The sequence below is a fragment of the Pandoraea sp. NE5 genome (genome assembly GCF_024363545.1).
Lineage (GTDB): Bacteria > Pseudomonadota > Gammaproteobacteria > Burkholderiales > Burkholderiaceae > Pandoraea > Pandoraea cepalis.
Genome location: NZ_AP025517.1, coordinates 3,997,539 through 4,023,222 on the forward strand (window position 1 = coordinate 3,997,539; position 25,684 = coordinate 4,023,222).

The following is a 25,684-nucleotide window of genomic DNA, read 5'->3' on the forward strand; positions in this document are numbered from 1 at the left end:
ATTCGATTTTTGAATGAATGAAGACGCTCAGGGCACAACCACGCGCATTGGCCAGCGAAATCGGCCGAGCACATGGACATCGCGGTCCGTGACGATGGCCTCGATGGTCAGCGCTGCCGTGCCGCTGCCCACGACATCGGCTTGCCAAAAGGCATCCGGGGCGTCGCGCGCGACGGCGGCCTGCGGCGAACCCGATTGCGGCGCGTAGCGCGTGGCGTGCTCAAGGCAATGCAACTGCAGGCCGCTCAGCGTTGTCTCGTCATCGAGGCAGAGCTGGAGCATCACGGCATGTTCGCCACGCATGGCGAGCGGCGTCCAGCGCAGCCGCAAGCGGTCGCCGGGGCGAACGTCGACACGCCATTGCGCCGCATTGACACCGGTGAGCGCCGCGCTATCCGCGGCCAGCGCATGGCAGCAGTCGGCGTCTACGCCCACGGGCGCGTCGATCGCTTCGGGGTGCTGGTCAAGCAGCGTCACGGTATCGATGACAAGCAGAACGTCGGCAATCGCACCGCATTCGCCATCGCCGTCGGAGGTGTTTGCGTTGGACATTGGGATTCCTTGCCGTGAGCCTAGGTGACCGCGATCGGGCGCCCGGATTGGCGCGTCGTGGATCGCGGCGCGGCGCTCGTCAGTGATTGCGAATGGTGATGAACGGATCCCACTGGTAGCAGCCGCACAAATTACCGCTGCGATCGAGGATCATGAACTGAAAGTGGTAGGTGACGCGACCGGTCTTGAGCGTTTCGCACGACCAGAAGTAGTTCGAGCAGGTCTGCTTCTTCGGATGGGTCGGGTCGGGCGGATTCGGCACGGGGATCGTGACCTCCGCTTCCCGTGGCGAGGGCGGGGAGATCAGGTCGTTGCCCTGATTGCCGATGAACTTGTAGAAGATGCACGATTGCTCGAATCCGAGCGAGAGCGAGCATTCGCGCCACCGGATGACGTCGCCGACGGTCGCCGCGACGTCCAGCTCACCGCCCGCCTGTCCGCTCACCACGTTACCCTGCGCCACGATCATGAAGACGTGCTTGAAGTCGATGAGGGGGGGATTCGCCATGCTGGAGTTCTTGCCGTACCGGTCGACGATCGTCTTGGTGTCGATGCTGACCAGCACATCGGTGATTTGCGACATGTGTTTCTCCACGAAAGGCTGAGTTGGATGCCGTCCATCGGACGATGGCGGTCTCTAAGCCAGCGGCCTGCCGGCCGCGCGCGAAACGCGGCAACGCGCTTCACGGATGGAGCCTAGAAACGGCGACGGCAATGTTCAACCTCGCGCGGGCTGCGCTTTATGAGTGACAGTTGCGTGCAAAGCGGCGTCGCGACTCGCGTTGCGCGGATGGGCACCGATGCACCAATCGGGGAATTGGAGCGATGCCCCCAGGAAGGCCGATGCGTGCGTGCGGGCATCGGGGGCGTCAGCGACAGGAGCGTATCGGCCGGCCGTGTGAACGAAGCCGGCCTGGACAGACGAGCGGGGGCGGGGCTTAACTCAGCTTGCGGCTGTGTTGCAGGCGTTCGAGCACATGAATGCTCAACCGCGCCGTGTGGCTGCGCATGGCGTTATAGGCGGCTTCGGCGTCGGCCGCGAGCACGGCCTCGACGACGCGCTCGTGCTCGTCGAACGACACGGCGAAGCGCTCTTCGACATCGGCTTGCGCCGCGCGGAAGGGCGCCAGACGTTCACGATGACTGTCGATCAGCGCCATCAACGTCTTGTTCTGCGTGCCCGCGCTCAGCAACTGATGGAACTCGCGGTTGAGCGCGAGATAGCCGGCTTCGTCGCCCGCATCCATGCACTGCTTGCTCTGGATGTGAATCATCTCGAGCTGCTTCTTCTGCATCGCGCTCATGCGCTGGGCGCTCAGCCGGCAGCACAGGGCGTCGAGTTCGCACATCGCTTCGAGCATGTCGGACAGATCGTCGACGCTGATGCTCGCCACCACGCCGCCCTTGTGCGGGGTGAGTTCAATGAGGCCGCGTGCATTGAGTTCGCGCAGCGCTTCACGAATGGGCGTACGCGACGCCTTGAAGCGCTCGGCCAGCGCGACTTCCTCGAGCTTCTGTCCCGGCGGCAGGCGTCCGTCGATGATCTCGCCGGTCAACACCCGGCAGATTCGTGCGGCAATGGTTTCGGCCATGCTTGTCTATCTCGCTCCGTGGATGTGTCTTTTTGATGCGATTGTATACATGGAGATTATACGAGTATTCTCCTTCGCCACTATGTCTGGAGGCGTCATCAGGACGCCATTCCCGGATGGAAAGCGCAGCAGGGTGATCCAAGTGCATTCAAAAATACGTTTTTGGATGCAATATGCTGAGATAGTATACATGAACGTTTGCCGGGTGTTCCGGCACGCGTCGACACCTCAATTCGAAGGAGACATCTCATCATGGCCAAACTGCGTCACATTGCGCTTTCGGTGCCCGATCCGTGGAAGGCGGCAGCGTTCTATATGCAGGCATTCGACTTCAAGAAAGTGGGCGAGACGGACTCGTCGCTCGCTCGGGGCGTTTATCTGTCTGACGGCGTCATCAACCTGGCGTTGCTCAATTACAAGAACGACGAAGCCGCAGGCGATCGCGGCCGCGAGTATGTGGGGCTGCATCACATCGGGATCTGGGTCGAGGATGTCGAGGCCACGCGTACGAAAATCGAAGCTGCCGGGGGCCGCTACTACATGGGCGAAGTGCCGGTGAAGAGCAACATCTTTTATGAAGTGAAGTTCTTCGATCCGAATGGCGTGATCTTCGATGTCACTGCCCACGGCTGGGGCGGTGCGTCGAAGGACGGCACGGGCAAGAACAACGCGCCAGCGCTGCGTCACGAAGGGCTGCAAGCCGATCGCACGGGGCTCTGATAGCACGCCGTTCTCGCTCGGCGCCAGGGTTCGCAACACCTGCCTCTGCCCGCCGGACGCCACGCGCCGGCGGCGCTCAGCGACCAGCGCTCACGGGCAAGTGGCCATCCGGGGTGACCCGCTATAAAAAAATCGATCGTTTGTATAAACAAATAGCGGTAGAAATTCAATTTCTTTGCTATGTATAATAATTCGACTGATTGTATACATGTAGCGCGGGCGGCAGACACCCGGTCAGGGGCGCCGCGACAAAAACGAGAAAACTCAGGAGACAGCATGAAGAAGCGAGTGTTGTGTGCATTGTTGCTGGGCGCACTGCAGGGCGGTGCGTACGCGCAATCGACCGGGGGCGTGACGCTTTCGGGGTTCGTGGACCTGAACGTCGAGCAGTTGTGGGGATCGGGGGCCAATGGCGGCAAGGTCACGCGGGTCTCCAGCGGCGGGCTGAACAACTCTCGCTTCAATTTGAGCGGGTTCGAGGACTTGGGCGGCGGCAACCGCGCATTCTTCACGTATGAGCCCATGTTCTCTGCCGCGAACGGCACGCAATCGGCGCAGGCGCGCCAGTCGTTCGTTGGCCTGAAGGGGGCGTGGGGCGAAGTGTCGCTCGGCCGTCAGTTCACGCCGTCTTACTGGATCGCCGGTTACGCCGACCCGAGCTGGGCGGCGGACTTCAGTATGGTCAACAACATGGAGTTCTTCTACGCGTCGTACCGCGTCGACAACGCCATTCAGTACAACACGCCCCGCTGGCATGGGCTGATGGGCCGCTTCATGGCCACCACCGGTGTAGGCGACGGCACGCGCTCGGGCCGATTCTATTCGGCCGGCCTCGATTACCGCAACGGCGGCATCTTCCTGGGCGCCGTCAGCGAGTTGCAATATACGCGCGACATCTACTCGTCGAGCCAGATCCACTCGTCGCGCGACAACTACTTCTCGGCCACCTACAAGTTCGGCAGCGTCGAGCCGACCCTGATTTATCACACGTACAACGGCTACTACGCGTACCCGCCGTATGTCGCATTCAACGTGCGCGGCTGGGATATTCAGGCCGGTGTGCGGTATGCGCTGACCGACCGTCATCGCTTCTACGCGAGCTTTGTCCATCGCCAGGACGACGACAACAAGGCGCTCTCGAACGGCAACGGCTTCGTGATCGGCTACATGTACGGCTTGTCCAAACGCACCACGCTTTACGCCACCTATGCCCGTGTGCAGCACAGCAACGACACAACGGTGCATTACCCGGTGACGTTCCAGGTCACGCCGACCGGCACACAGAATCCGTCGGGCGTGCAGTTCGGCATCCGCCACGCGTTCTGACGCGTTCCGATCGGCGACATCACGCCGCCAGCGCCTGACTGACGCGCTGGCGAGAAGATTTTTGAGACGAAGGAGGAAGACATGTTTCGCAAGCCCACACTCGGCGTTTCGTTGACCGCGACGGCATTGCTCGCGGCGCTCACGATGACGCTCGCGGCCCACGCGTCGGCACCGGACAGCGCGCCGGCGGCGCCCGCTGCCACGCGGTCGGACACACAGCCCACCGGTACGCCCGGTATGCCGAACGTCAAGGATCCTTACCTGGCGGGATGGTTGCGCCTCACGCCGGATCGGGAGCCCAAGCCGCTCAAGGCGGGCGTCGATTACGGCATGGATCCGGCAACGGGCAAATTCATCTGGCCGAAGGCCACACCGGAAGTGCACACCGGTCAGCGCTTTCCGGGTGAACTGACGACGTGGGACAAGAAAAGCTACACCAAGAACGTGAAAGTCCTGGCGTTCTACCCGGGGGTCAATTCGCCGTTCCACGCATGGAACAACATCGCCGACTTCAACGGCAAGCGCTACCTCTATATTCACGATCGCGACTACCTGCGCATCATGGACGTGACCGATCCCGCGCATGGCAAGGTGGTGTATTCGACCGGCGGCGTGTGGGGCCCGAAGGGATCGAGCGAGAAGTTCGATCCGAACAATGTGCACGGCTATCTGGGCGGTGCCACCATCGTGTGGAACAAGACACGGCGCAAGCCGATTCTCGTGGCGTCGTTCGAAATCGGCCGTTACGGCCTGATGACCGACAAGTCGAAGCAACCGGACAAGGTGGCCGCGCAACGGCACTACAACTCGCTCAAGGGCTTCAAGGTCTTCGAGATGGATGGGCCGCTACCGTCCGACTGGAAGCTCATCGCCACGCGCACCACCGACTACCAGCATCCGGACGCGCCGGTCGGGCAGCAGCAGGGCTCGGGCTCACTCGATTCACCGGAGTTCTACGGCGGCAAGTACATGATTCTCTCGTCGGCGCCGGACGACAGCTACGCACTCACCGAGTACCCGAACTATCTCTACTCGCCGGGCTACCAGGTGTGGGATATGTCGGATCCGGCCAATCCGAAGTTCGTCTCGCAGATCTCGGTGCCGGGGCAGATTCTTGGCAATGCGGCGCACGAACAGGCCTATTTGCAGAATCCGCGGGCGGGTAATCGCACCTCGTGGATGGGCTCGCGCATGCCGATCTTCCTGCCCAAGCCGCTGGAGCAGGGCGGCAAGGTGGGCTTCGGCGCGATGGGGGGTCTGGGGCTGTGGTCGTTCGACTTGTCCGATCCGGCGCATCCGAAGGTACTGGGCAACGTGAATACGGCGCCGAGCTTCGCGGGCACCGAGTACGACAATGCGGACGTGAGTCAGTACGAACGCACGGGGTACGTGCTGACCAGCGGCTACCCCATGAACCGCGACTGCTATGAGCCGTACAAGGACATCTTCGTGGTCGATGCGCGCAACCCGGCCAAGATGAAGGTCGCGGCGAAGCTGCCCGAGCCCGACGTCCCCGAAGGGGCGCCGTTCACCAGCTTCTGCCAGCGCGGCGGCAACTTCGGTCCGAAGCGTTCGAATTCGATCGGCCAGCCGGGCGCGTGGCGCCAGGGCATCGTGCCGTACTCGTTCTACAACGCGGGGGTGCAGATATTCGACGTCAAGGATCCGGCCAAGCCGCGCATTGCGGGCTACTTCGTGCCGGGGCTGGCCGACGAGTCCGAGCTGCCCGTCTACACGCTGGGCAAGGGGGTGCTCGCGATGTACACCGAGTACGACCGCAACATCATGTGGGCCTTCACCGAGAACGGCGCCTACGCCCTGTCGAGCCCGTTGCTGGGTGAGCCCGTGATGGGCGCACCGGCAAAACCCTGGCCGGCACGGTAAGCACAGTGTCAAGGCGGCACGACGCGTCGTGCCGTCGCCGCGCACGACTTCACAGGGCCTCCAAAGCGTGAAGTGTTGAGGCGGGCAACCTCCGAAGGTCTCCTGGTTGCCCGCTTCTTTTTTCACCTGAACGCGTTATCGCGCGACATGCCGCGCCACCGCATTGACGGGGGACGCCAGCGGCGCGCCCGCGAGATGGGCGTGAAGGCTGGCGAGCAGCGCGTCGATCTGTGCGTGCAGGGCGGCCGGCGAGCGTCCCGAGACATGCGGCGTCAGCACAACGTTCTCCAGCATGCGCAATGCCGAAGGCACCTCGGGTTCGTGCTCAAACACGTCGAGCGCGGCCCCTGCAATCACGCCGTCGCACAGAGCTTCGATCAGGGCCACGGTATCGACGACGCTGCCGCGCGACACGTTCACGAGAAAGCCGTCGGCGCCGAGCCGCGCCAGCACGTCGGCGTTCACGAGGTGATGTGTCGCGGCACCGCCCGGGCAGGCTAGCACGAGAAAGTCGCTGGCGTCGGCCAGGGCGCCGACGTCAGCGACATGGTGCCAACGGCAGTCGCGGCGCGGTGTGCGCGTGTGATAGCGGATGGACATGCCGAAGCCTTCCGCGCGCGTCGCAATCGCGTGACCGATGTGACCCAGGCCGACGATGCCGAGTCGCGCGCCATGCAGCGTCGGGCGCGGTGCGCGGTGGTTCGCCCAGCCACCGGCCTTCACGGCGCGATCGAACGTGATGAGGCCGCGTGCGGTGGCGAGCATGAGGGCCAGGGCGTGATCGGCGACGGTCTCGCCGTTGGTGTTGGGCGCGTGCGCGACGGCGATGCCACGTGCGGTGGCGGCGGCGACGTCGATGTTCTCGTAGCCCGCCCCGAAGGCGCAGACGAGCTCGAGCTTCGGTAGCGCATCCATCTGCACGGCCGTGAGGCCTGTCGTGCCATTGGTGAGCACGAAGCGAACGTTGGACGCATTGGACATGAGGCGGATGACGTCGGCCCGATCGACGGCCTCGCAATCGGCGTCGATCTCGTGCAGACGCAGTCCCGCGGCGATCAGTCGCGCGCGGGTGATCGGCGCAAGCGGGATGAGGGAGAGGAGTGGCGAAGCATCGGTCATGGAGGCCTTCATCGTGAGGATCGTTTGGATAGGAAAATAAAATACAAATCAGTTGCTATGTATACACATGCTATGTATTGTATCTTCACATGGCAATCAAAAAAACGACCGATGCGCAACGCGCGACGTCGGTTCCCTGAGGGAAGACAAGGAGGAAGGTGTGACCTGGTTTGGACTTGCAACTTATGAATCGCTGGCGCCGGGCGCCGTTGCCGCGCGGCGTACGGCGCTCGTGCAACATGGGCATTTGTACGATCTGGAAGCCGTGCTGCGCCACATGGGCACGGACGTGGACGATGCGGTGCTGGCGGCGCACGATCTGACGGCGCTGCTCTCGGACTGGGATGTGCACGGCAAAGCGATCAACGCCGCCGTGCGCCGTGCGCTGGACGCGGGTGTGCCGGCGAAGGTCGGCGCGCTGGCGAGCGACGCCTATCGCCTGTGCGTGCCCTATCAGCCGGGCCGCATCTTTGCAACGGCCTCGAACTATTACGAGCACGCGGCCGAAATGGGTACAAAGCTCGCGCCGCGCAGCGAGAGTTCGCCGTACATGTTCATGAAGGCGGAGACGAGCGTGACGGCGACCGGCACGGACGTCGTGCTGCCGCCGCATGCGCAGCGCGTGGACTGGGAGGTCGAGCTGGCGGTGGTCATCGGCCGTCCGGGACGGCATATTCCGGTCGAGCAGGCGCATGAATGGATCGCGGGCTATACGGTCATCAACGATGTCAGCGCGCGCGACCTGAACCGCCGCACCGACTATCCGTTCACGCACGACTGGTTTCGCGGGAAGAGTTTCGATACCTTCGCCCCTCTGGGGCCGTGGTTTGTGCCGCGCGAGGTGATTCTCGATCCCCAGCAACTGCGCATGACGCTGTCGGTGAATGGCGAAATGATGCAAAACGACACGACGGCGGGGATGATCTTCAACATTGCGGAGCAGATCGCCTACCTGTCCGACATTCTCACGCTCAAGCCAGGCGATCTGATTGCCACGGGCACGCCGACCGGTGTGGGCATGGGACGCGGCGTCTATCTCAAGGCCGGCGACGTGATGGTGGCGGGCATCGAGGGCATTGGGGCCATCGAGAACCGCGTCGTGGCGCAGCAAAGATAACAACGGCCGCTCAGGTAGCGGCCAGGAGGAGGCGGCAATGGAGCAGTGGCAGTGGGCAAGGCGGTGGTGGACGGTGCTTGCGTGTGCCGGATCGATCGGTGCCATGGGAGCGATGGGGGCGATCGGCACGGTGAGTGCGATCGGTGCGGGCGCGCTGTGGCCGACGCCGGCCGTCGCACAGGAGAAGGTCAAGTTCAACCTCTCGTGGCTGCCACAGGGCAGCACCGGGGGGGTGCTCGTTGCCATTCACCAGGGCTTTTACCGCGAGGCAGGCCTCGAAGTGTCGGCGGTCGTTGGCCATGGCGGGCAGCGCACCGTCAATGAAGTCGATCAGGGCCTGTTCGAGTTCGGCTACGGCGATCCGATCAGCGTGATGCTCAACCGCGCGCAGGGCGGGAAGACGAAGATGGTTGGCGCGATCAATGCCGTCTGGCCCGGCGCGATCTGCTACCTCGTCAAACCGGGGCGGACCCTTGCGAAGCCCGCCGATCTCAAGGGGTTGTCGATGGGCGGCGGCGGGGCGTCGCCGTTACAGAACATCGTGCCGGCCTGGCTCAAGGCCAATGGCTTGCCGCCGACGGCGATCAAGCTGTTGCGGCTCGACCCGTCGACGATCAATCCGTCGTTTCTGCAAGGTCGCGTGGATCTCACCGAATGCTGGGAAGGCGCGAACCTGCCGGTGCTCAAGTCGCTCGCGGCGAAGCAGGGACGGGAGATCGGATCGCTGCGCTACCGAGATTTCGGGCTCGACATGGTCGGCAACGGCATCGTCACGACCGAGACGATGATTGCGAAGCAGCCTGACGTGGTGCGTCGCTTCGTGCAGGCCACCTATCGCGGCTATGCGTGGATGCGCGAGCATCCAGAGGCGTCGGCGGGTGTGATCGTGTCGCAGTACCCCATGCTCGACAAACAGGTCATGGTCGAACAGATTCGGCAGATCGGCGTGCTGGAGACCGACCGCGAAACGCAGGGGCACAAGGCGGGTTGGCTGCCGGTGGCGCGCATGGCGACGACCGCGCAGTTCGTGCGCGACGCCTTCAACCTGCCCCCCACACTGAAGGCCACCGACCTCTATACCAACCAGTTCGTCGAATGACGGTCGCGCAATCGCTGCAATGCAAGGAGTCGAGATGACAAGCGTCAAACCCAAGCTCAACCCGAAGCGCCTTGGTCACCTGGTGTTGGTGGTGCGTGATATCCAGAAGTCGGCGAAGTTCTACACCGAAGTGCTCGGATTGACCGTCTCCGACTGGATTGGCGACCAGATGGTGTTCCTGCGCGCGGGCACCGACCACCACGATCTGGCGCTCTCGCAGATTCCGAAGGATTCGCCGGACATCGACGATCTGCCGCGTTACGGCCGTCCCGGCATGGAGCACTTCTCCTACCTCGTCGACAGTGTCGAGGAGATGGAGCAAGCCGTGGCGGTGCTGCGTGCGCATGACGTCGAGATCGTGCGTGGGATCGGGCGTCACGGGCCGGGGGCGAATTATTTCCTCGTGTTCAAGGACCCGGATGGCAACAACGTCGAGTTGTATTGCGAAATGACGCAGATCGACGACGACCACCCGTACGAAGCGAAGGTGTGGGAGCGCTCTATCGAGAGCTTCGACCGGTTCCGCTTCGAACGCTTCGTCGTGCCGCCCCCGCCGGGCATGGTCAAGGACAAGTCGGGCGGAAAGACCTAGCCAGCCGAAATTCCGGAGGAGACATCGAATGAAACGCATCGCACAGACGATCGTATTTTGGGGCGTGCTGCTCGCCCTGTGGGAATTGGCCGTGACGTACTTCAAGGTGCAGTCGTACCTGATGCCGCCCCCGTCGGCGATCTTTCGCGCGGCCTGGGAAGTGCATCCGCAAATGCTGGAGGACACCTGGATCACAACGGTCGAAGTGTTGACCGGCTTCGTGGCGGCGGTGGCAGGTGGGCTCGTGATTGGCGTCGTCATCAGCTACAGCGCGTTTGCGCGTCGCACGTTGTACCCGCTTGTCACCGCCTTGCAGAGCATGCCGAAGATCGCGCTCGCGCCGCTGATGATCGTGTGGTTCGGGTATGGGTTTGCGTCGAAGCTGGCGTCGACCTTCCTGTTCGCGTTCTTCCCGGTCGTCGTGGCGACCATGGGCGGACTCGCCAGTGTCGCGCGCAACCTCGACGAGCACTTCCGCGCGTTGGGCGCGAGCCCGTGGGACACCTTCTGGCGGCTGTACCTGCCGGCGGCGCTGCCCGCGTTCGCCGATGGCCTGAAGATCGCCATGCCGCTCGCGGTGATCGGCGCCATCGTCGGCGAGTTCATCGGCTCGGAAGCGGGGCTGGGGCATCTGATCGTGTTCGCATCGGCGGCGGCGCGCACCGACGTCATGTTCGCGGCCATCCTCATGGTGACGCTGCTGGCGGTAGTGCTCTACTGGGTGATCGAGCGTCTGGCGCGCTTTGTCTGGTGGCGAGGGATCAACGTATGACGATCTCGACGACTACGGTGACGCCGTTCCCCGCGCCGTCGCGCCCCGCCGGCGACACGAAAGTGGCACCGGCGGGCGCCGCGCAGGTCCACGACGCCATGATCGAAGTGCGCCACATCGACAAGACCTTCGCCGCCAAGCAGCGCAAGGCCTCACCGGTGAAGATACTCGACGACGTATCGCTCTCGATTGCGGATCGCGAGTTCGTGTCGATTCTCGGCGCGAGCGGTTGCGGCAAGAGCACGCTGCTGCGCATCGTTGCCGGCCTTGTGCCGCACGATGGCGGCGAGGTGCGTGTGGCGGGCCAGCGCGTGACGCGGCCCGCCCCCGAGATTGGCGTGGTGTTCCAGACGAGCAATATGTTGCCGTGGCTCACGGTGCGGCAAAACCTGCTGCTCGGCACGCGTCTGCGCAAGATTCCGAAAGCCAAGAGCGAGCCGCGCGTGGCGGCGCTGCTGGAAATGCTGGGGCTCGCCCAGTTCGCCGATCATCATCCGCACGAATTGTCTGGCGGCATGCGCCAGCGCGCGTCGATCGGCCAGATCCTGGCGCTCGAACCGAAAGTGCTGCTCATGGACGAGCCGTTCGGTGCGCTCGACGCCCTCACGCGCGACAACCTGAACGTCGAACTGCTGCGCATCTGGCAGGAGCACCGGCAAACGGTGTTGCTCGTCACGCACAGCATCGAGGAGGCGGTGTTCCTGTCGGATCGCGTGATCGTGATGTCGGCGCGTCCGGGTAAGGTCCAGCAGGAGGTCGTGATCGATCTGCCGCGTCCGCGCTCGCCGCAGACGATCAAGCAGCACCCGCGATACGCCGGGTATGTCGCGCAGCTCTCGCAACTGATGGGGGTCTATTGATGACCGGACAGACGATTGCGGCGACGGCAGACGGGTGGGCCCGAGCGCGATCGCACATGCGCGCGCTCGGGCCGCGCTGGGCCGACGATATCGCTGCCGGACGGCGCCTCGTGCTGGAGACCTACACGCCGCTGCTCGCGCAAGCGTCGACCGACGCGTACACCGTCGTGCGTGATCTGGCCTATGGGCCGCATGCGCGGCATCGGCTTGACGTCTATCGGCCGGCGTCGCGTTTGCGCGAGCCTGCACCGGTCGTCATCTTCGTGCATGGCGGCGGGTTCGTTCGCGGCGACATGAACGCCAATGCGCAGATCTACGGCAACGTGCCCCGATACTTCGCGCGTCACGGTTGCGTGGCGGTCAACGTGGAGTATCGGCTCGCGCCCGAGGCGCCGTTCCCGGGCGGCGCACAGGACGTGGGCGCCGCGGTGCGCTGGGTGCGCGAGCATATCGGCGAGTATGCGGGCGAGGGTGGGGCCGACGTGAAGCGCATGCTGTTGATCGGCCATTCGGCCGGCGGCTCGCACGTGGCCAGCTATCTGTGCGACCCGCGGGTGCGGCCGGCGCAGCCCGAGGTGGCGGGGACCGTGCTTATCAGCGCGCGACTGCGTGCGGATGTGCTGCCCGACAATCCGAACGCGCCCGGTGTGGTGGCGTATTACGGCGACGCGCCTGCACGCCACGAGGCCGACGCGCCGATGGCGCATGCCGAAGCGATGCCGGTGCCCGTGATGACCGTCGTGGCGGAGTTCGAAAATCCCCATCTCGACACCTATGCGCTTGAGTTCTGTCACCGGCTGGCCAAGCGCGACGCCCGCGCGCCGCGCTGGCTACAGGTGCGCGACCACAACCATACGTCGGTGGTTGCGCATCTCGATTCCGGCGACGAGTCGCTCGGTCGCGAGATCCTGCACTTCCTGCACGACATCGACCCATCGCCCTGATGCGGTTCGCGCCTGCCTGCGCCGGTGAGCCATTGCGCCGTCGAACCCTTGAACCGTTGAACCGTTGATCGAATCGGCGGCGGTTCAGCGGCGGGTCAGCAGCGAACAGGCGGCTCTCGGTGCGGGCAGCGCCGTTCATCTCTCCCTCCCTTAAGGAACTGTCATGGTCGATCACGAATTGACCGGGGCGTTTGCGCCCGTCGTCACGCCGTTTCAGGCGGATATGACGCCGGATGCCCCCCGTTTTCTCGCGCATTGCGAATGGTTGCTCTCGCACGACGTGGGCCTGGCCCCGTTTGGTACGAACAGCGAAGCGAATTCTCTCGACGCCCGCGAACGCATGGCGTTGCTCGATCATCTGGTCGACAACGGTCTTGATGTGCGGCGCATGCTGCCCGGCACCGGCTGCTGCTCGTTGCCCGAGACCGTCACGCTCACGCGGCACGCGGTCGAGCGTGGCTGCGCGGGGGTGCTCATGCTGCCGCCGTTTTTCTACAAAGGCGTCACCGACGATGGCGTGTACGACTACTACGCCCGCGTGATCGATCAGGTGAACGATGCGCGTTTGCGTCTGTACCTCTATCACATCCCAGCGCTCTCGGGCGTGCCCATCACGCTACCGGTGATCGAGCGGCTCAGGCGCGACTTCCCGCGGACCGTGGTTGGCATCAAGGACAGCTCGGGTGACTGGACTCATCTGAGTGCGATGCTCGACGCCTTCCCCGGCTTCGGCATCTTCCCGGCATCGGAGTCGCTGGTGTCGCGCGCGTCGGCCAAGGGCGCGAAAGGCTGCATTTCCGCGACGGTCAACATCAATGCGCCCATGATCGGGCGGTTGTGTCGCGAGTGGGCGGACGATGCCGGTGCGGCGCTTCAGGCACAGGCCGACATCGTTCGCGGCATCGTGCAGTCGTTCCCGATGATTCCGGCGCTCAAGGCGGTGCTGGCCTCGCATCGTGACGATCCGGCGTGGGCGCGCGTGCGTGCGCCGCTTACGCAACTGACGAGCGACCAACACGTACGGCTGCACGCGCAGTTGGCCGCTTGCGGTTTCACGTTGGCAGGGTAAGCGGACATGCGCGGCACGTTGCGGTATCGAGGGATATGTCGTGGCTGGCTGTATGTCGGGACCACGCGGCACCTGACTGCGCGGGGGGCACGAGGCTGGCAGTGGCATGGGGCCTTGCGCTGGCGCTGGGTCCGGGCGCTTGCGAGGTGTCGCACGCTCAGGTGCAGGTCTACGGCCACCTCACGCCGATGACCGATTGGGTCAGTGTTAGCGGGCGTCAGGCGAGCGCGTCGGCGCCGCGTCCGACCCAGGCGCCGTCGGGGGCGATCAATGCGCCGACGGCGAGCGGTGCGCGCATGCTGTCGAGCATTTCGTACTTCGGCATGCGCGGCAAGGAAGATCTTGGCGACGGGTATGCCGCGATCTGGCAGATCGAGACACCTGTCGCGCTCGACGGCAAATCGACCGGCACCATCGCGGGACGCAATACGAATGTGGGCCTGACCGGGCCGTTCGGTACGGCGTTTCTGGGCAACTGGGACACGCCGTATCAATGGTCGACGCTCGCGGTCGGCTCGCCGGTGCGCAATCCATACACCGGCGACCTGAGTACGATCCTGAGCAATCCCGGATTCAATGTGCCGAACACGACGACGCAATCGGGGCGGGTGGGCAGTGCGGTCGATGCCACGTTCAACCGTCGGCAGGGCAACAGTCTTCAGTACTGGACACCGACGTGGGCCGGGTTGCAACTGCGGTTCTCGTACTCGCCGTCGAACAGCAAGGTCGTCACGCCGGCGGGCGAGATCTCGCCACAGGTGTTCGGGGCCGGACTGGAGTACCTGAACGGTCCGCTGCGCGTGCGTTACGCGTACGCGCTGCACAAGGACTACTTCGGGCTGGCATGGCTCGGCGCGCCGTCGTCCGCCAATCCGTCCAATGTCGGATCGCACGCCACGGGGTCGCGCGACGACGCGCACAAGGTGCTTGTGGTCTTTACCTATGCGCAAACCAAGTGGGTCGCGGGCTGGGATCGGCTGACCTACCGCACGGACGACGGCACTCTCGGCAATCTCAGCCGCTACCGGCGCGATGCGTTCTACGCCATGGTCCAGCACTGGTTTGGCGGCGGCCGTCACTCGGTCTGGCTCGGCGGCGGCTATGTGACGAACGGCGCGTGTTCCCGCTCGGGCGGTGCGTCGTGCAGTACCGACGGGCTTGGAGCCACGCAACTCAATCTTGGCTATCGCTACGACTTTTCACGGCGCACGGACGTGTACGTCGCGTACTACCAGGTCATCAATCGCGCTTGGGGTCGGTACGGCGTCTCGCCGCGTCCGACGCTCGGCGCGAACGGCGCAAGCGCACCGCCGGGCGCGCACTACCGGGGCATCGGTTTCGGCATCGAACACAGCTTTTGAACAACACCATCCGACTCACAGGAGACGAAATTGAAGACGACACAAGCGGGCTTCGACAGCATTGTCGAGCGAGAAAAGGGGCTGCATCGCGGCCTGAGCAGCGGGCAATTGTCGATGATTGCCATTGGCGGTGCGATTGGCACCGGCCTCTTTCTGGGCAGTGCGTTTGCCATTGGCTTTGCCGGGCCGAGCGTGCTGGTGAGCTATGCGATCGGTGGCCTGATTGCGCTGCTGTTGATGGGGTGTCTGGCGGAGATGACCGTGGCGCACCCGACCTCTGGGTCGTTCGGCGCCTATGCGGAGCACTATATCGGGCCGCTGGCGGGGTTTCTGGTGCGTTACGGCTACTGGTCGTCGATCGTGTTCGCGGTCGGCACCGAGGTGACGGCCATTGCCGTCTACATGAAATACTGGTTTCCGGCGGTGCCGGGGTGGTACTGGATCGTTGGCTTCTCGGCCGGCCTGATCGGCATCAACGCGGCGAGCGTGAAGGTGTTCGGCGCGGTCGAGTACGGATTTTCGATGCTCAAGATCGCGGCCATTGTCGTGTTCCTGATGCTCGGGGCCTATCTGGTGTTTCGGGCGCCGGTGGACAGCGGCATCGGAGTGGCCAACTACACGTCGCACGGCGGATTCTTCCCGAAGGGCGGATGGGGGATGTGGGTCGCGGTGATCGTGTCGATCTTCAGCTATCTGAGCATCGAGATGATTGCCGTGGCGGCCGGCGAGGCGCAGGATCCGCAGCGGGCGATCACGCGCGCCTTCCGGGCGACGATGTTCCGTCTGGTGTTCTTCTATCTGCTCACGCTCGCGTTGACGCTTGCCATCGTGCCGTGGAACGCGGCGGGTGAAGACGGCAGTCCGTTCGTCAAGGTGATGGCCGCGACGCATATCCCGGGCGCGGCGGGGGTGATCAACCTGGTGATTCTGGTGGCCGCGCTCTCCGCGATGAACAGTCAGCTCTACATCACCACGCGCATGATGTTCAGTCTGTCGCGGGCAGGGTACGCGCCGCGCCGGTTCGGCGAGGTCAGCCGCAACGGCGTACCGGTCGCGGCGCTCATGCTCTCGACCATCGGCATCGGGCTGGCGGTCGCGCTCAACGTGTTCGTGCCACAGGCGTCGTTCACGCTGATGATGTCCGTGTCGATGTTCGGTGCGATGTTCACGTGGCTGATGATCTTCGTCACGCACCTGTACTTCCGCCGTGCGCACGAAGCAGCGTCGCTGAGCTTTCGCATGTGGGGCTATCCGTATGCGAGTCTGGCGGGCGCGCTGCTCATGCTGGCGACACTGGTCACCACCTATTTCACCGACGAATTCCGCCTGACGCTGGTCTATGGCGTGCCGTTTGTCGTGGCGTTGTCGGTAATCTATGCGGTCTGGTATCGCCGGCATGCGGACGTGGCGGCGCAGTCGCAATAAGCCGCGCTCGCCGTTGCGCGTCGGCCTATCGTTCCCTTCCGGCGCGATGCTTCTGATAGTGAATCGCCGACAGGATCGCCACGCGTCGGATCGGCTCGGGCGGCAGCCACGTCGGCCGCTCGAACCCCAGCGCATCGGCCAGTTCGGGCGACTGCCGGCCGCAGGCCATCTCGCCGAGCAGCTTGCCGAACATGCTGCCCTTGAGCACTCCCGCGCCGTTGCAGCCGAGCGAGGCGAACAGGCCCTTGCGGATCTCGCCGAAGTAGAGCGCACCGTTGCGGGTGAGCGCCGTCACACCGCCCCAGACGAACGCGAACTTGTGCGAGTCCATTTGAGGATAGCGGCGCCGATACGCGTCCGTGAGCATGGCGCTCACCTCGGCCATCGGACGTTCCTTCTCGTACGAATAGGCGCTGCGCACGACAAACCGGCCGCCGTGGGTCTTGCGCAGCGTCGTGCCGAGACGATTGGCTGGAATCACGCCCCATTCGCGCGCGGGGCCGAGCTTGGCCAACTCGTCGGCCGGCAGCGCGTCGGTCATGGCCGCGTAAGTGTAGATCGTGAAGACGCGGTCGCGCGCCAGCCCGAGCTTGCGCGCGAACCCGTTGTTCGCCACGATGACTTGCGAGGCGCGCAGTTGCGTGCGCGCCGTCGTCACGGTGAAGGGTCCGGTGCCGTCGAGCGACAGGACCGGCTCGTTTTCCCACAGCCGGACGTTGGCGGGCAGGCTATCCGCCAGACCGCGCACGAGCGCGGCAGGCTGTACGAAGACGTTGTTCTCCGAGTGATAGCCGTAGCCGTAATAGTCGGTGCCGATCTCGCTTTGCAGGGCATCGCGCGACAGTTCCCGGTAAGTCACCCCCCATTCGCGATATTGCGCGAGCGTGTCGCGCAGGCGCTGCTCGCCATCGGGCGTGGCGGCCGCGTGGTACTTGCCGACCGGGTTCCAGTCGCAGTCGATGCCATGCGTGGTGACGAGGTCACGCAGCCACTTCAGGCCGATGTCGTAGAGCCGGATCTGCTTGCGCGCGACCTCCACCGGGCTGCCGTGCCCGCCCATGCCCGTGTTGTGCGGCAGGTTGATGAGAAAGCCCGAATTGCGGCCTGCGGAACCATTGCCGACCGTGGTGGCGTCGATCACAAGCACCGACGCATCAGGACGCAATTCCGCTACGCGCCGCGCGGCGGCCAGTCCGGTGAACCCCGCACCAATGACGATGACGTCGAAGCTGCGGGCCACAGGCGGCTGCGTGTGTGGCATGCGCGTCGGCAGCAGGGCGTTCCAGCCGGCCCCCGCCTGATACGCGGGGAAAGTGTCCCGCGCGCTGCGGGAGGGAGTGACTTGATTGGGCATGACGATAGAAGGACGGGGGCTCGCCGAACGTTATGCAGACTGGCTTTCCAGGCTGCGCATGACTTCGGTCTGCACGGTGTTCCAGATTTGCGACTTGAGTTCGTTGTAGCGCGGCGAGAGCTGAACCTGGGCGTCGCGCGGCATCGGTAGATCGTTCGGCAGGTCGCAGGCCACGCGCCCGGGTCGCGCGCTCATGATCACCATGCGCGTCGACAACATCAGGGCTTCGTCGATGGAGTGCGTGATAAAGACGATGGTCTTGCCGCTCTTCTGATAGATCTGGAGCAACTCCTCCTGCAACACCTGACGCGTCATCGCATCGAGTGCGGCAAACGGTTCGTCGAGCAGAATCACGTCCGGGTCGTTCGCGAGCACACGGGCGATCGACACACGTTGGCGCATGCCGCCCGAGAGCGCCTTCGGATACCGATCCTCGAAGCCCCTGAGGCCAACCATGTCGATGTAGCGTCGTGCCGTGGCGTAGCGGGACGCCTTGTCGACGCCCTTCATCTTCAGGCCGAACGCCACGTTATCGAGCACGCTCAGCCACGGGAACAGCGCGTACTGCTGGAAAACCATGCCGCAATGCGGGTCGATGCCCTTGACCTCGCGGCCGTTCACGCGGATGCGCCCGGTGGTCGGGGCATCGAAGCCCGTGATGAGGTTCAGCAGCGTCGACTTGCCGCAGCCCGATGCCCCGAGCAACACCACAAACTCGCCGCGTGCGATATTCATGTCCACACGCTCGAGTGCCTGAAAATCGCCGTAACGCTTCGACACGCCATCGATGGCGATCATAGTTTCCGCGGGGCTTGCAGACGCGGCACCCGACGCGTGCACAGCGCCCACGTGGGAATCGATTCGATCGTTCATGCCTGCCACCTCAACACCTTGCGCTCGATGGCGCGAAAAACGATATCCGTCACCAGCACGGTGACACTGATCATCACCATGCCGAGCACGACGACTTCCGTCTGGAAAAACTCCTTGCCGTTCATGATGAGAAAGCCCAAGCCCTCGCGCGCAGCGACCAGCTCGGCGGAGATCACGCACGTCCACGACAGGCCGAGAATGATCTTCATCCCGCTCAGAATCTGCGGCAGACTTGCGGGCAGGATGACCTCTCGCATGACTTGCGCGTTGCTCGCCCCCAGGTTCTTCGCGGCGCGGATGAGCAGTGGGTCGACATTGCGCGTGGCTTCGATAACGTAGACGAGCGCCGGGGCGAACGTTCCCATGAACACGATGCTGTACTTCTGCGTCTCCGAGATGCCGAACCACAACAGGGAGAGCGGAATCCAGCTCATCGAAGGCAGCGGTCGCAGGAACGACAGAATCGGGTCGAACGCCGCACGGGCGTAGCTCGACGTGCCGAGCACGATCCCCAGCGGAATGGCCACGGCGGTCGCGGCAATGAAGCCCGTCATCACGCGGCGCGTCGAGGCGAGCACGTTCGCGAGCAGCGTGCCGTCGGACAGCATCGAAACGATGCGTTCGCCGACGGCCGACGGGGGTGGCAGGAACAAGGGATCGACGATCCCGGTGCGGCACGCCGCTTCCCACGCGAGCAGGAACACGACCACGGACACAAAGCCCACACCCAGCAGCGTGGCGCGGGACGGTTGATGATGACTCACAATCAGACTCCTCGAGCGTGCGCCGGCACCGCGATGGACCGGCCCCGGCGCACTGATCCAGCCGCAGGACTTACAGATACGACGTGTTGATCCACTGACGCACGGCCGGCGCCTTGTCGATCTGCTTGTACGTGACGAGCATTTCCGCCAGACGTTGCAGGCCGTCGACATAGCTCCCCGGCGCCTTGAGCAACTGCGTTTGCTGGGCGAGGCCGTACCACTCCGCGCCCTTGATCGTCTCGACCTGATCGAGCGCCGACATGCCGGTCAGCGCGATCAGCGCGATCAGCGAGCGTGCCGCGTCGTCCGGCTTCTCGCGCAACATCTGGCAGGTATCGAAATACACCTTGAGGTACTTGCGAACCGCGTCGGCGTTCTTCTCGGCCCACGCATTGCGCACAATGAGCACATCGGGGCCCGGCGTGACGTTGTACTTCTTGTAAAGCGAGAACTGCGTATCGTCGGCCAGCAGCTTCATACCCGACATGGCGCGGATGCGATTGAACTGCGGCGTCCAAGCGGCGGCGGCATCGATCTGGCCCGATTGAATTGCGCCGGGTAACTCGGGGGCGGGCACATTGAGCACCGTGACGTCGTTTGACAGGCCGGCGTTGCCGAGCAGATCGAGCACGAGCAGGTGCGCGCTCGAGGCGAACGTGACGCCCAGCTTCTTGCCCTTGAGATCCTGCAACGAATTCACACCATCGCGCACGAACAACCCCTCGACGCGGCCGAAGCTCTCCGGCACCGCGACGATCGAGAAGTGCTTGGAACCGCGCGCCATCAGCGCGAGCGCCGACACGATACCGGTACAGGCGATATCGATGCCGCCCGAGAGCACAGCGCTCATGCGCGCCGACGACGTGCCGAACGACTGCCATTGCTGGTCGATGCCGGCGCTGGCGAGCGCCCCCGACTTCATGGCGAGGTAGGCCGGGTAGTGACCGAGCCATGCCGAGCCGCCGTACTGAACAGGCGTCGCGTTCGTCGCGCGGGCGATACCCGAGAGGGACAGAGTGCCGGCGGCAGCGGCGGCCGACAGGGCGGCACTGGAGTGAAGGAAATTGCGTCGTGACAGGTTCATGCGTGTCTCCTTGGTAGGTTATGTGTTATTCGCGTTGAACGATGGGCGCGCTTCAGGTGAAATTCATCTGGCCCGGCGCCTGGGGCGGTGGCTGACCATCGTTGGCCGGGCTCAGCAAAGCGCCAGCCGTTCCCCCAGCCAGGGCATGACGCGGCGCAGTTCTGGAAAGGCTTCCTGCGCGAGGGCCATGCGCCCGGCGAGAAAGCACTGCGAGGCCATCTCCGACACTTCGCCCTCGCGCGATACCTGATAGATCGTGCGAGACAGGGCGGGGCCCGGCAGTGGCAGTGCGGCCACCTGCGGCAGCGAAGCACGGCCTTGCAACACGCACAGCGGCGTGGCAATCGTGAAGCCCAGGTCGGCGGCAACCATCGACATCACGACATCCGACGTATCGATTTCGAGATGCATGCGAGGCGAATGGCCGGTGCGGCGCAAATGTCGTTCGATCACGGCGCCGAAGTGCGAACGGCCCGAAAAGCGAATCAAGGGCAGCGTGCGGATCAGTTCGCTCAAATCGGCCTGTGCAAGATCGGCCTCGCGGGCCTTGGGCACGACGACGATAAACGGCTCCGTGAAGATCGGGCGGCGCACGAGGCGCTCCATGTCATGCATCGGATCGCTGGTTACGATCAGATCGAGCTGGCGGGCGAGCAACGCCTGCGCGTGGCCGTTGGCAAGGCCCGACCAGAGCAGCAACTCGCTGGTGCTGTCCGACATCTGACGTACGATGGACGGGCCAACCGTCGCGGCGAAGGAATCGATCATGCCCACGCGCACTGCGGCACGGCTGGCGACGTCGGCGTCCTGCACCTGAGCGATAAGCCGGTCCATGTCGTCCACAATCTGACGCGCGTGGCGTGAGAGCGCGAGTCCGGCCGGGGTGAGCTTGAGTGGGCGGCGCGACCGATCGAGCACGCGTGTGCCGACGGTCTGTTCGATTTGCGCGATGGCTTGGGAGATAGCGGATTGCGTGACGCCCAGGGCATCGGCGGCGATAGAGAGACTGCCTGCCGACGCGACGGCCTCGAAAATCCGAAGTGATCTGACATCGAGGTCTGCGCGCTTTTTCATCGGCGTGTCTCCGGTTCGGGCGACGCGTCTTAGCGGGCGGAAATGGCCTTGCTGGCGCGTCGCGATGAATCGATATAAGAATTTTTAAGAATTGTATGGATTGAAGGGCATAAAACAAAATCAACATAAGAAAAACTAATACTTTGTATTAGGGCGAGGGAATTTTGGGCGAGCAGTGGCGACGGGAGCGGGACGTTCGTCTCGGTCGGTGAAAGCGGGGGCATCAGACGGAGGAGGTATCGGAGGAGGGCGTGGGGCGAGGCGGTGCGGGGAGGTGGTGAGGGGCGGTGGTGCGGGCAGGGTGGTGAGGGGCGGTGAGAGAGACGGACCGGGGCCCCTTTCTGCAGCGAGTTGGGTTTATGTCTGAGAGGCGGAAAGGGGCCCCGGTCCGTCTGACTGTGGGAGAGTGAAGCGGGTGGGGCGTGTGAAGCGTGTGAAGCGTGTGAAGCGGACGCGACGCCACCGGGACGCACCCGACGTACCGGCGGCTACGTGGGGCAGACGTTAGAGCAGACGATAAGCGAGGCGGGCGGCGACGCGAGCCCCTGCGCCTTGCGGGTCAAAGCGCGGGTTGTATTCGGCCAGGTCGGCCACGCGCAGTTTGCCTGATCGGCGTACGTCCGTGACGATGGCTTCGACGACGGACATTGGCACGCCATACGCGGCGGGGGCGGATACCCCTGGCATGACTGGCGCCGGAAGCACATCGAGATCGATCGTCAGATAGACATGTGAGACGTCGGCAATCAAAGCGTCAATCTGTGCGAGACGCGCGTCCAGATGCCGCTCTTGCATTTCGGTGTCTTCCACGTGGATCACGTTCAACTCGCGCGCGCGGTCGAACAGCGATGCCGTATTGCTCAACCGGCTGACACCCAGACATGCGTAGTCGAACGGAAGTCCGGCCGCTTCGCAGGCCTGCGCGATCTGATCGAACGGTGTGCCCGACGTGCCTGGGCGCGCCGTGCGCAGATCGAAATGGGCGTCGAGATTCAGGATCAACACGCGCGAGCGGTCGCCAGTCGCATCGAGATGCGCGCGGAGTCCTTGCCACGTGCCCCACGCCATTTCGTGACCGCCGCCCAGCACCACCGGTTGCGCCCCGGCATCGAGCTGATGGCGTACCGCGTCGGCCAGTGCTGCTTGCGCCGCCTCGAGATCATCGCCGTCACAGGTGATATCGCCGGCATCGAACAGGCACGCGATGTCGTGGGCGGGCAGGTTCGCCAGCGCCCGACGGATCGCTTGCGGACCCTCACCGGCGCCAACGCGTCCCTGGTTGCGTTTGACGCCCGCATCGCAGGCGAAGCCGAGCAGCACGGGCGCGCCGCCCGCCGCCGCATCAGTGCGCGCATCGATCTCGCGCACGACGTTGAACAGCCGGCGCGTGTCGCCACGCTCGCCGGTATCCGTGCGCCCGCGCCAGATCGGGGGATCGCCCGGCACCGATTGCCAATGCATTGCCATGCAAGTCTCCTGTGCGCCGTGCGAGATCAAACCGAGGTCAGGTCGCGCCACTCGCCGTGGCGTACGGTCCGAGACGGCAACTCGCCGCCCAGCCAGTAGGCCAGTTCCGCGGGTCGATCGATTTCCCACGCCACGAAGTCCGCCGTCTTCCCGGCTTCGATCGTGCCGTGCGTGCCGAGCATGCCCAGGGCTTTGGCCGCATTGCGCGTGACGCCCGCCAGTGCTTCTTCCGGGGTCAGACCGAACAGCGTGCAGGCCATGTTGAGCATCAAGCGTAGCGAGAGGGCGGGCGACGTGCCCGGGTTCAGATCCGACGCCACCGCGATGTCGACGCCGTGACGACGCAGCAGATCCACCGGTGGGCGACGCGTCTCCTGCAACATGTGGAACGCGCCCGGCAGCAGAACGGCAACCGTGCCCGCGCGTCCCATCGCGGCGGCATCGTCAGCGCTCATATATTCGAGATGATCCGCCGACAGGGCACCCATCTCGGCCGCAAGACTTGCGCCGCCGAGCGGCGAGAGTTGCTCGGCGTGCAGCTTCACCGGCAGCTTCAGTTTCTGCGCGCGCAGCAGCACGCGCATCACCTGCGACGGTGAAAAGGCAATGGTCTCGCAAAAGGCATCGACCGCATCGACCAGATGCTCCTCCGCGAGCTTGGGCAGGATGTCATTGCAGACGTAATTCACATACTCGTCCGCCTTGCCCGCGAATTCCGAAGGCACCGTGTGCGCAGCCAGGCACGTGGTCTTCACCGTGACCGGCAACGCCTCGCCCAGGCGACGTGCCACGCGCAGCATCTTGCGCTCGCTGTTCAGATCGAGGCCGTAACCCGACTTGATCTCGACCGTGGTGACGCCGTCGCGCATCAAGGCAAGCAACCGTTTGCGCGCCGATTCGAAGAGCGCATCCTCGGTGGCGTCGCGTGTGTGCCGCACCGTGTGCTTGATGCCGCCGCCGGCGGCCGAGATGTCCGCGTAGCTCACCCCCTGCAACCGTTGCTCGAATTCGAGGCTGCGGTTGCCACCGAACACCAGATGCGTATGGCAATCGATCAGGCCGGGCGTGACCCACGCCCCTTGCAGATCGACGCATGCGTCGGTGCCCGAGGCGGAGCGCTCGCTGCGCGCGCCGACCCACTCGATATGCTTGCCGCATGTGACGATCGCGGCATCTTCGATGGCGTGGTAACGGCCGTCGCGCATCGTCGCGACGTGACAGTGTTTCCAGTAGGTCCGTTTCATGAGAGGCTCATTCCAGGCTCATTGGGCCGCGCACCTGCGCTTCCTTGGGTTTCACGCCGAACTGATAGGCCACCGACATCAGTACGATCCAGCCGGCACCGACATACAACGCGACACGGGTGTCCTCCATGAAGCCGAGCACCCCGATCACAAACAGCATGAACGCGATGGCCAGCGCCGGACCGACCGGCCATAGCGGCACCTTGAACTTGAGCGCGGCGACCTCCGTGGCAGAAAGGCGACGGCGCATCGCCACCTGCGAGAGCAGGATCATCAGCCACACCCACACCGTGGCAAACGTGGCAATGGACGCGATGATCAGGAACACGCCTTCCGGGATCAGGTAGTTGAGCACCACGCCGCCGAGCAGCGCGGCCGTCATCACCAGCACCGTGACCCACGGCACCCCATGGCGAGACATCGCCGAGAACGCGGCAGGCGCCTGACCCTGTTCGGCCATGCCGAACATCATGCGACCCGCGCCGAAAATGTTGCTGTTGATGGCCGAGATGGCGGCGGAAATCACGATCACGTTGAGGATGGCTGCGGCGGACTTGATGCCCAGCCCCGAGAAGATCTGCACGAACGGACTGCCCTGGCTGCCGATGCCCGTCCACGGGAAGATCGCCATGAGCACACACATCGTCAACACATAGAACAGCAGAATGCGCATCGGCACGGCGTTGATGGCGCGCGGGATCACGGTTTCGGGACTCTTGGCCTCCCCGCCGGTAATGCCGATGATCTCGATCCCGCCGTAGGCGAACATCACCACAGCCAGCGACGCCACGAGTCCGCCCCAGCCATTGGGCAGGAAACCGCCGTGCGACCAGAGATTGCTTACCGCAGGGGCATGCTCGCTATGGAGTTGCACGCCCGCAAACAGAATCACACCGCCCCCCACGATCATCGCGACGATGGCGAGAATCTTCACCAGCGCCAGCCAGAATTCCATCTCCCCGTACACCTTCACGTTGCACAGGTTGAGCCCGCAGATCAGCATCACGATGCCAAGCACCCAGATCCATTGCGGCACGTCCGGGAACCAGAAGCCCATATAGATGCCGAACGCGGTCACGTCCGCCAGGCAGACGATGACCATCTCCAGAATGTAGGTCCAGCCCGTGAGAAACCCGGCCAGGGGGCCAAGGTTGTCGCTCGCATAGCGACCGAACGAGCCGGAGACGGGCTGGCGCACGACCATCTCGCCCAGCGCGCGCATCACCATGTACACGGCGGCGCCGCCCAGAATATAGGCCAGGATGACGGCCGGACCGGCCAGTTGGATGGCGGACGCCGAACCGTAGAACAGGCCCGTGCCGATGGCGGAGCCGAGCGCCAGAAAGCGGATGTGCCGCGCGCTCAGATTGCGTTGCAGGTTTTTCAAGCTGT

General features: G+C 64.3%; 24 protein-coding genes. 12 read left to right on the forward strand and 12 right to left on the reverse strand.

From position 1 onward, the window contains the following. Positions 1-27: 27 nt before the first annotated feature. The 3 genes from PanNE5_RS18175 to PanNE5_RS18185 form a co-directional block, all read right to left on the reverse strand. Positions 28-552, reverse strand: a complete 525-nt coding sequence (locus PanNE5_RS18175) for an AidA/PixA family protein (RefSeq protein WP_017232173.1) — start codon at positions 550-552, stop codon at positions 28-30. Positions 553-631: 79 nt separating this feature from the next. Further along, positions 632-1,135: an inclusion body family protein gene (locus tag PanNE5_RS18180; protein WP_130026056.1), complete on the reverse strand. Its 504-nt coding sequence runs from the start codon at positions 1,133-1,135 to the stop codon at positions 632-634. A gap of 355 nt (positions 1,136-1,490) precedes the next feature. Further along, entirely contained in the window at positions 1,491-2,144 is a 654-nt protein-coding gene (locus tag PanNE5_RS18185; RefSeq protein ID WP_017232170.1) for a GntR family transcriptional regulator, read from the reverse strand. A 252-nt stretch (positions 2,145-2,396) separates the two neighbouring features. Between PanNE5_RS18185 and PanNE5_RS18190 the strand changes: the two genes are divergently transcribed. The 3 genes from PanNE5_RS18190 (at position 2,397) to PanNE5_RS18200 (ending at position 6,074) form a co-directional block, all read left to right on the forward strand. After that, a complete protein-coding gene (locus PanNE5_RS18190; RefSeq protein WP_261938537.1) occupies positions 2,397-2,864 on the forward strand; it encodes a VOC family protein in 468 nt (155 codons plus the stop codon). 276 nt (positions 2,865-3,140) lie between these two features. Further along, a complete protein-coding gene (locus PanNE5_RS18195) occupies positions 3,141-4,190 on the forward strand; it encodes a porin (RefSeq protein ID WP_261938538.1) in 1,050 nt (349 codons plus the stop codon). An 81-nt stretch (positions 4,191-4,271) separates the two neighbouring features. Then, positions 4,272-6,074, forward strand: a complete 1,803-nt coding sequence (locus tag PanNE5_RS18200; protein WP_261938539.1) for a hypothetical protein — start codon at positions 4,272-4,274, stop codon at positions 6,072-6,074. Positions 6,075-6,209: 135 nt separating this feature from the next. Here the strand turns inward: PanNE5_RS18200 and PanNE5_RS18205 are convergent, their stop codons facing one another. Further along, entirely contained in the window at positions 6,210-7,193 is a 984-nt protein-coding gene (locus tag PanNE5_RS18205; RefSeq protein WP_261938540.1) for a 2-hydroxyacid dehydrogenase, read from the reverse strand. 160 nt (positions 7,194-7,353) lie between these two features. Here PanNE5_RS18205 and PanNE5_RS18210 point away from each other — a divergent pair, with 160 nt between their 5' ends. The 9 genes from PanNE5_RS18210 (at position 7,354) to PanNE5_RS18250 (ending at position 16,432) form a co-directional block, all read left to right on the forward strand. Further along, positions 7,354-8,310 carry a fumarylacetoacetate hydrolase family protein gene (locus tag PanNE5_RS18210; RefSeq protein WP_261938541.1) on the forward strand — a complete coding sequence of 319 codons (957 nt, stop codon included), beginning with the start codon at positions 7,354-7,356 and terminating at the stop codon, positions 8,308-8,310. Positions 8,311-8,347: 37 nt separating this feature from the next. Further along, complete coding sequence (locus PanNE5_RS18215; protein ID WP_261938542.1) at positions 8,348-9,409, forward strand: ABC transporter substrate-binding protein; 1,062 nt, start codon at positions 8,348-8,350, stop codon at positions 9,407-9,409. Between the two features lie 34 nt (positions 9,410-9,443). Next, complete coding sequence (locus tag PanNE5_RS18220; protein ID WP_261938543.1) at positions 9,444-10,001, forward strand: VOC family protein; 558 nt, start codon at positions 9,444-9,446, stop codon at positions 9,999-10,001. Between the two features lie 28 nt (positions 10,002-10,029). After that, positions 10,030-10,773, forward strand: a complete 744-nt coding sequence (locus PanNE5_RS18225; protein WP_017232162.1) for an ABC transporter permease — start codon at positions 10,030-10,032, stop codon at positions 10,771-10,773. Next, positions 10,770-11,633 carry an ABC transporter ATP-binding protein gene (locus PanNE5_RS18230; RefSeq protein ID WP_017232161.1) on the forward strand — a complete coding sequence of 288 codons (864 nt, stop codon included), beginning with the start codon at positions 10,770-10,772 and terminating at the stop codon, positions 11,631-11,633. Before PanNE5_RS18225 ends, PanNE5_RS18230 begins: the two co-directional genes overlap by 4 nt. A 56-nt stretch (positions 11,634-11,689) precedes the next feature. Further along, positions 11,690-12,577: an alpha/beta hydrolase gene (locus PanNE5_RS18235; protein WP_232424514.1), complete on the forward strand. Its 888-nt coding sequence runs from the start codon at positions 11,690-11,692 to the stop codon at positions 12,575-12,577. A 163-nt stretch (positions 12,578-12,740) separates the two neighbouring features. Next, the gene (locus PanNE5_RS18240) at positions 12,741-13,646 is read left to right on the forward strand and encodes a dihydrodipicolinate synthase family protein (RefSeq protein ID WP_017232159.1); all 906 of its coding nucleotides are present in this window, start codon (positions 12,741-12,743) and stop codon (positions 13,644-13,646) included. A gap of 101 nt (positions 13,647-13,747) precedes the next feature. Next, positions 13,748-15,007, forward strand: a complete 1,260-nt coding sequence (locus PanNE5_RS18245) for a porin (RefSeq protein ID WP_261938544.1) — start codon at positions 13,748-13,750, stop codon at positions 15,005-15,007. A 30-nt stretch (positions 15,008-15,037) separates the two neighbouring features. Continuing rightward, entirely contained in the window at positions 15,038-16,432 is a 1,395-nt protein-coding gene (locus PanNE5_RS18250) for an amino acid permease (RefSeq protein WP_261938545.1), read from the forward strand. Positions 16,433-16,457: 25 nt separating this feature from the next. Here PanNE5_RS18250 and PanNE5_RS18255 read toward each other — a convergent pair whose 3' ends face one another. The 8 genes from PanNE5_RS18255 to PanNE5_RS18290 form a co-directional block, all read right to left on the reverse strand. Further along, entirely contained in the window at positions 16,458-17,786 is a 1,329-nt protein-coding gene (locus PanNE5_RS18255) for an NAD(P)/FAD-dependent oxidoreductase (protein WP_261938546.1), read from the reverse strand. Positions 17,787-17,816: 30 nt separating this feature from the next. Beyond that, positions 17,817-18,584, reverse strand: coding sequence for an ABC transporter ATP-binding protein (locus tag PanNE5_RS18260; protein WP_261938547.1), 768 nt, complete (start codon positions 18,582-18,584; stop codon positions 17,817-17,819). A gap of 71 nt (positions 18,585-18,655) precedes the next feature. Beyond that, positions 18,656-19,426, reverse strand: a complete 771-nt coding sequence (locus PanNE5_RS18265) for an ABC transporter permease (RefSeq protein ID WP_026131638.1) — start codon at positions 19,424-19,426, stop codon at positions 18,656-18,658. A 67-nt stretch (positions 19,427-19,493) separates the two neighbouring features. Beyond that, positions 19,494-20,507, reverse strand: a complete 1,014-nt coding sequence (locus PanNE5_RS18270) for an ABC transporter substrate-binding protein (RefSeq protein WP_261938548.1) — start codon at positions 20,505-20,507, stop codon at positions 19,494-19,496. 111 nt (positions 20,508-20,618) lie between these two features. Further along, a complete protein-coding gene (locus PanNE5_RS18275; RefSeq protein WP_017232152.1) occupies positions 20,619-21,581 on the reverse strand; it encodes a LysR family transcriptional regulator in 963 nt (320 codons plus the stop codon). A gap of 504 nt (positions 21,582-22,085) precedes the next feature. After that, positions 22,086-23,048 (reverse strand): formimidoylglutamase, encoded by a 963-nt coding sequence (gene hutG / locus PanNE5_RS18280; RefSeq protein WP_261938549.1) that lies wholly within the window; start codon positions 23,046-23,048, stop codon positions 22,086-22,088. Between the two features lie 26 nt (positions 23,049-23,074). Continuing rightward, positions 23,075-24,292, reverse strand: a complete 1,218-nt coding sequence (gene hutI / locus PanNE5_RS18285; protein WP_261938550.1) for an imidazolonepropionase — start codon at positions 24,290-24,292, stop codon at positions 23,075-23,077. Between the two features lie 7 nt (positions 24,293-24,299). Next, positions 24,300-25,679, reverse strand: a complete 1,380-nt coding sequence (locus PanNE5_RS18290; RefSeq protein WP_017232149.1) for an amino acid permease — start codon at positions 25,677-25,679, stop codon at positions 24,300-24,302. Between the last annotated feature and the right edge of the window lie 5 nt (positions 25,680-25,684).